4 protein-coding genes and 1 pseudogene are annotated in these 4,710 nt (G+C 35.5%); 1 reads left to right on the top strand and 4 read right to left on the bottom strand.

Features of this window, described 5'->3' with window-relative positions:
- Positions 1-355: 355 nt before the first annotated feature.
- A complete protein-coding gene (tnpA, locus tag FD47_RS13715; RefSeq protein ID WP_054736786.1) occupies positions 356-820 on the top strand; it encodes an IS200/IS605 family transposase in 465 nt (154 codons plus the stop codon).
- Between the two features lie 190 nt (positions 821-1,010).
- Here tnpA and FD47_RS13710 read toward each other — a convergent pair whose 3' ends face one another.
- The 4 genes and pseudogenes from FD47_RS13710 to FD47_RS15155 form a co-directional block, all read right to left on the bottom strand.
- Positions 1,011-1,505 carry a DUF7679 family protein gene (locus FD47_RS13710; RefSeq protein ID WP_056939265.1) on the bottom strand — a complete coding sequence of 165 codons (495 nt, stop codon included), beginning with the start codon at positions 1,503-1,505 and terminating at the stop codon, positions 1,011-1,013.
- A 91-nt stretch (positions 1,506-1,596) separates the two neighbouring features.
- Positions 1,597-2,235: a recombinase family protein gene (locus tag FD47_RS13705; protein ID WP_054736802.1), complete on the bottom strand. Its 639-nt coding sequence runs from the start codon at positions 2,233-2,235 to the stop codon at positions 1,597-1,599.
- A gap of 721 nt (positions 2,236-2,956) precedes the next feature.
- Positions 2,957-4,378, bottom strand: a complete 1,422-nt coding sequence (locus FD47_RS13700) for an oligosaccharide flippase family protein (RefSeq protein ID WP_054736695.1) — start codon at positions 4,376-4,378, stop codon at positions 2,957-2,959.
- 3 nt (positions 4,379-4,381) lie between these two features.
- Positions 4,382-4,678: pseudogene (locus FD47_RS15155) on the bottom strand (UDP-galactopyranose mutase); the annotation flags it as partial.
- Between the last annotated feature and the right edge of the window lie 32 nt (positions 4,679-4,710).

Below are 4,710 nucleotides of genomic sequence, written 5' to 3'. Positions count from 1 at the left end.
CCGCTTTTAGAGATCTCAAACAGTTTCTTAGCGGGTCCAGATTCGGATTATATGACTGGTCAATCACTATTAATAGATGGTGGAATGGTATTTAGATAATTAATGGTTCAGGCTGAATAATATGATTAACCTATAAGAATATAGACTTTTGACTAAACAAAGGGTGCCGAGAAATTAATTTTCGGAGCCCTTTTATATTATGCCTTTAGGCCCGGTTGAGTGCGCTAAAGCGTGCGAAACAAAAAACCACCCGCTTTACGGGCGGTTAGCAAAATGGTTAAACCCAAACGCCCCCATCAGATTTAGAATGTAGGTGTCAGGGCCAAACATTCAAAATCGAAAGGGGACGTCAGAAATGGCGAATAAACTAAACAGTCTTGCACATACCAAGTGGCTGTGTAAGTACCATATCGTATTCACTCCAAAGTATAGGAGAAAAATAATTTATAATCAATATCGACGTGACTTACAAGATGATATTCGCTTGCTATGCCAGTATAAAGGCGTAAAGATATTGGAAGGACATATGATGCCAGACCACGTCCACTTGTTGGTAAGCATCCCACCCAAATTAAGTGTTGCCAGTTTTATGGGTTATTTAAAAGGTAAATCGGCCTTGATGATGTTCGACCAGCATACGAATTTGAAGTATAAATTTGGGAACCGACACTTTTGGTCAGTCGGCTATTACGTTAGCACGGTTGGGCTTAATGAAGCCACCATCAGGAAATATATTCGTGATCAAGAAAAACATGATCAAGCGCAGGATCGGTTGAGTGTCAGGGAATATGAAGACCCTTTTAAGGGTCAAGGCAAGTAATAACAGTACCGCTTAAAGCGGTCGCAAAAGTGACAAGAGCAGTTTGGCTTTGATACACAAAAGCCAGCGCCTTGAGACACTGGCTAGTACATAGGTCTTATAGCCCTAGAGCAAACTACCCGTTTTACGGGTAGTTATGATTATTGGTTATCTAAGCAACGCTATGTGCCAACAGTTTAACCAGACTATTTTAAATATGCCAATACTGAATATTCTTTTGCCAACGTTGCCGCTTAATTCGCCCTAATTGGCGTCGAATCCGCCAATTGGTAATTTTCTGCCAAAGGGGACTGTGATAAGCCGTTTGATGATAAAATTGACGTTGCCAATAGGTAATGTCTTTGCTAATTTGTTGTTGACTCCACCAAACATAATTATGAGTCAAATATCTGGTAACTTGGACATACGGACGTTCGGTCCAGTAGGCTGCTCCCATCAATTGACCTCGTGTAATTGGCAGGCCTCTGGTTTTAAACCAAGCCATTTTATAAATCTTCTGAATCTTGCCAACTCCCATCGGTGGTTGTTGCTTATCAGTGTAGGGGGCCAAAGGAACGACAATCAATGCTTGTAAAATTTGCTGGGGGTGTGCCGTTTGGTTTAAGGCCAATTGTAAATCATTAGAAAAGCGATAGGTACGCTGTTTAGTTGTCAATTGGATCTTGGCACACCAGAGCTTAGTCATGTTAAACCACCTTCATTTAATTTCAGAGTATGCCACATGATGGGCAAAATTGGCAACTTTTGTCTTATCTGGATCTTTACGAGCTTCTTTATCAATTAGCTGCTTTAATTTGGTCTTCCGCTCGATACTTTTCGATCCGATAGAGGGTAACTGGGGCAATCCCCAACATCCGCGCGATCTGCCGTTTGGTTAATTCTTCTCCCTGTTCCCGGCGCGTTAGCAAACGACAGGCTTCTTTATAAATATAACGTTTCTGTCGATTCGGTGAATGTGGTCCATATTCACGGACTTTACCATGATATTTTCCTTGCCGTTTAGCAATTTCAATCCCTTGTCGCTGTCTTACTTTGATTGTCTCACGTTCTTCTTGGGCCATATACTTATAAAGCTCAATAATGATATTGGTAATCAAGTTACGTAAGTTAGGATCTTCAATACTATTAAAGCTCGGTAAATTTAAAATGTTTAAGGTGGCCCCCTTATGGCGAATAGCTTCCATAATTTCTGTTAAATCGGCTGAATTTCTACCTAACCGATCTAAACTTAGCACAATTACCTCATCATCGTCACGAAGATAATCCAGCATGGCTTGAAGTTGTGGGCGGGCAGCATTTTTTCCAGAAAGTTTCTCTTGAAAAATTTTTGTTACTCCAGCTGCTTGTAGTTGTTCAATTTGCCGGGCTAGATTTTGCTCACGAGTACTAACACGTGCGTAACCAATTTTTGTCATTTTCAGAACGCCTCCGGATCACTTATATGTAACTAATGATAATACATATTTTAGCTGGATACAATAGGGTAGGCCCAAATGATATGTTGAAGAAATTGTATATGATAAATACACTACTCTAAGATGGACAATTCGTTATAGTTGCCCTTTATTAACACAATTTGCCACCTGATCCATCTCAAAAATTAAACCAGTTGATCTCCTGTTAAATATTTTTAGAAAAAATGTGATTTTGATTATAATAAAATACCAATGAAGACCAAAAATAACGATTTTCATTAGTATTAAGATATTATTGAGATAATTTGACTTATGCTGAACAACCTATTTCTAAAACATTGCTTATTAGACGACAAATGATGTTATTGCTAATAAACGCAGTTTTAAAAACCATTTTAGGCCTAAATTAAATCTCAATACAATTTTGCAAAAAAACTCCTATCAACAAATCAAGCTGTATCAAATTACTTTGCGTAACATTTTTTTCGCCATATTGTACATTTTGAAAAATTATGTTTAGTGATGATCATAACTGCATGATTTCCTAAAATGACAAAACCCTTGTACCTACTTTCTCTTATGGTTATAATGGTCGGTTCCGATGGAATTACCGGATCAATTTTTTAAAATTATCTTTATCCCCCTGATCTAACAAATTACTCAATGCTAATCTGCACTATTAGTATGGACATCCAATAATGTCTAAAAAACTATTCATTAATTATTTTTGTACGCTAATTAGCTCTTTAAAATTTCTAAGAATCGAAGCCCTTAAGATAAATAAAGCAATAACGTAGACTATAATTCCTATTATAATTTCCATTATTAATATTAGCCAACTTGATGGGAGTAATCTATTAATGTAAATAACCACTATAAACATTAATAACCCTGATAAAAAATATTTATAAGTTTCAAAAAATAGTTTATGAAAATCGACCTGCTTACGAATTGTCCATAATTGGTAACTTGTTACAGTTGCCTCAGAGATAACTGTAGCTATGGAAGCACCCAGTGCCCCCCATAAAACAATCAGGGGAATATTACACAGCAAATTAATAACAGCGCCTAAGATAACAGACATTGAATATGCTTTACTTTGGTTTGTAGGCAACAAATATTGTGTACCAATAGCATTACTCCAAGCTATCAACCAGATTACTACTGATTCAATCATAATAATTGGAATAACTTCATTAAATTTAGCCGTTAAAAATAACGGAATGAATTTGTCAGCAATTGCTAACAACCCCAAAAACATTGGAATTGATATTGCTGAAACGAAGGAAAAACTCCTGTACAAATAATTTTTGGTTTTCTGATACTCCTTATTAGCAAAGGCATTGGCGACATGAGGCAACATTACGGTCCCAGTTGCTGTAACTATTGCCAAAGTTATTTTAACAATTTTATCTGATTGATCAAAATATCCAGCTGCTTGAACAGATGTAATTAGACCTATCATTGTTTTATTCAAAACTAAATATACTTGAGTAGCTATTTGAGGAACAAATAAAATCACAGCTGGCCTTATATGTTTCAAGATATCCATAGATTTTAAATCCGGCTTACCAATGTATTTCCTTAAATTAGGAAATAAAGTTAAATTCCCAATTAATAAAGATATTGACAATATAAAAATATAAAGTGTTAAGTCGGAATAAGATTTAACAAGAGTTAGGATGCTAATAACCGTAAGTATTTTAACAACAAAATTTCTTAGAACAGTGACTGCAAAATTTTCAACACCCATGAAAAACCAAGATATATCGAATGCCGTCGCAATCAGTGAAACAGATTGCGCCCAATAATATACTTGAAATTTATTAGTAAATAGCAAGAAAATTAAAAAGGCCAAGTAGGCTAGTGCAATTGAAATAATCCTCAAAATATAAATCTCATAAAAAGCTTGAGTGAGTAATTTACGATCATTACGAACAAATGCTATTTGGCGATTCCCATATAGATTAATTCCTATACTGCCGAAAAGAATAAAGTATTGGATAGTTGCATTAGTATAGGAATTGATCCCAACACCAACTGGTCCGATAACTCTAGCCAAATATGGTGTAGTAACTATAGGAACTAGCAAAATAAAAACCTGATAAAAAATATTATATAAGTAGTTTTTAACAATTTGCATATATTATTCCTTATCTTCTAAAACTCTTTTTACTAATTGTAAAGAAGCCATAATCGTCTGATCCATGTTGTAATAACGGTACTGGCCTAGTCGTCCACCAAAAATAATGTTGGGAACCGATTGGGCTAACTTGGTATAATCTTTATATTTTTGATTGTTATTTTTATCATTAATGGGATAATATGGTTCATCACCACGATACCATGGTTGAGGATATTCGTGAGTAATGATTGTTTTGCCCTTATCTCCCTTACCAAATTCAAAATGTTTGTGTTCAATGATTCTTGTAAAAGGAACTTGCTGTAACTGCTAAAATAAAGTGAGCCAATTTC

Source organism: Lentilactobacillus parafarraginis DSM 18390 = JCM 14109 (genome assembly GCF_001435895.1).
Classification (GTDB): domain Bacteria; phylum Bacillota; class Bacilli; order Lactobacillales; family Lactobacillaceae; genus Lentilactobacillus; species Lentilactobacillus parafarraginis.
This window is presented reverse-complemented; position numbering and strand designations above follow the sequence as displayed.

Excerpts from the sequence above, each read along its gene's own strand:
- tnpA (WP_054736786.1), top strand. The coding sequence starts at position 356 with ATGGCGAATAAACTAAACAGTCTTGCACATACCAAGTGGCTGTGTAAG.
- FD47_RS13710 (WP_056939265.1), bottom strand. The coding sequence starts at position 1,505 with ATGACTAAGCTCTGGTGTGCCAAGATCCAATTGACAACTAAACAGCGT.
- FD47_RS13705 (WP_054736802.1), bottom strand. The coding sequence starts at position 2,235 with ATGACAAAAATTGGTTACGCACGTGTTAGTACTCGTGAGCAAAATCTA.
- FD47_RS13700 (WP_054736695.1), bottom strand. The coding sequence starts at position 4,378 with ATGCAAATTGTTAAAAACTACTTATATAATATTTTTTATCAGGTTTTT.